The organism is Micromonospora sp. NPDC049799 (genome assembly GCF_040656655.1).
Lineage (GTDB): Bacteria > Actinomycetota > Actinomycetes > Mycobacteriales > Micromonosporaceae > Micromonospora.
Map to the genome: position 1 here is coordinate 1 of NZ_JBFAMU010000769.1, position 1,738 is coordinate 1,738.

At 74.2% G+C, this 1,738-nt stretch carries 2 protein-coding genes; both read right to left on the reverse strand.

The window, feature by feature from the left end; genetic code table 11:
• The coding region (locus AB0I76_RS29290) for a DivIVA domain-containing protein (protein ID WP_357042208.1) at positions 1-1,257 on the reverse strand (1,257 nt) is incomplete at its 3' end.
• A gap of 134 nt (positions 1,258-1,391) precedes the next feature.
• The coding region (locus tag AB0I76_RS29295; RefSeq protein ID WP_357042211.1) for a Rieske (2Fe-2S) protein at positions 1,392-1,738 on the reverse strand (347 nt) is incomplete at its 5' end.

The following is a 1,738-nucleotide window of genomic DNA, read 5'->3' on the forward strand; positions in this document are numbered from 1 at the left end:
CTCCGCGGTCTCGCCGCCGCCCGCGGCGGCCGCCATCACCGCCGCGGCGGCCAGGTCGGCCACCCGCTTCGCCTCCCGCTTGACCCGGGCCCGGACCTCCTTGGCGTGCTTCTCGGCGAACTCGGCGGAGCGCCGCGCCTCGTCCAGACGGTGCAGCTCCTCGGTCAGCTCCTGCCGGGTCCGGTTGAGCCGCTGCTGCACCTGCACCAGCTCGCGCTCGGTGGTGTCGCCCTCCTGTCGTACCTGGTCCAACTGCTGCTGCGAGGTCTCCAGCTCGGACTGCAACCGGGTCAACGCCTCCCGGCGGTCCCGGAGGCCGTGCTGCACCGTGGTGAGCTGCTGCTGGTGGGTGGCCGCCTGCTCCTCGGCGCGCTGCCGCACCTTCACCGCGTACTGCTGCGCCTCCGCGATCAGCGTCGCGATCTCCTGCTCGGCCGCGGTGCGCTGCGCGGCGAGCTCCCGCTCCGCCGACGCGCGCTGCTCGGCGATCTCCTGCTCGCTGGCGGCCCGCCGGTCGTTCAGCTCCCGCTCCACCGTGGCCTGCCAGCGGGTCAGCTCCTCCTGCGTCCGGGCCCGCGCGGCCTGGACCTCCTGCTGGATCTGGGTACGCGCGGAGCTGAGGAACGCCTCGGCCTCGGCGCGGGCCTGCTCGACCCTCTGCGCGCTCTGCTCCTCGATCCGGTTGGCCTCCAGGCGGGCCCGCTCGTGGGCGGCCTCGCCGGCCTCCCGCAGCTGCTCGGCCGCCGCGCGGATCTCGGCGAGCTCGGCCTGGGCGGCGGTCCGGCGCTCCTCGTCCGCCTTCTGCTGCTCCGTGCGCCGGGCGGCGAGGTCCTCCTCGAACTCGCGCGTCGTCCGGACGGCCTCCTCGCGGGCGTCGGCGAGGGTCTTCTCCGCCTCGGCCTGCAACTCGGCGGCGCGCTGCGCGGCGGTGTCACCGATCAGCTCGGCCTGCCGTTCGGCCAGGGCCAGGATCTGCTCGACCATCGGACCGAGGTCCCGGAAGGAGGCCCGGTCGACCCGCGTCGGCCGGTCACGCAGCTCGGTCGTCTCGGCTTCGAGCTGCTGGTACTCGGCGGTGAGCGTCCGCAGTCGCTCGACGGCCTGGTCCCGCTCGGCCGTCAGCGTCGACCGTTCGTTGCGCAGCTGCTCGACGTAGCGGTCCACCTGCCGTTTGTCGTAGCCGCGCAGCATCGTGTCGAAGCTCGGCCGTGACGCCACGTCGTCACGTGCCGTGAACGGCTCCTCGCTGTGGGACATGAACCATCCTCCGTACGATCGCGAGCGCCCCGCCGGCGGGAGAAACGCCCCCGCAGGTCATGACGTGGCGACACGCTACCGCCGGGGTTCCGGCGATCATAGGGCCGGTCCCGTCCCTCCCGCGAGAGGCGTTCTCACGCGAGCCGGACGTCGTCCCCGTCGACGGCCACCGGGGTCTCCGGCAGCGCCACCTTGGCCGGACCGCTGCGGACCGAGCCGTCGGCGATGTCGAAGACGCTGTTGTGGCAGGCGCAGACGATCGTGCCGTCGTCGACCGAGGTGACGGTGCAGCCCTGGTGGGTGCACCGCGCGGAGAACGCCTTGATGGTTCCGGCCGCCGGTTGGGTCAGCACGACCCCCTGGTCGGCGAAGATCCGTCCACCACCGACCGGGATGTCGGCCACCCGGGCCAGCACCGGGCCCGCCCCAGCGGCCGGTGGCGCGGCGCCCTCGGCCGGCGACGCCGTGCCGTCCGGTGTGC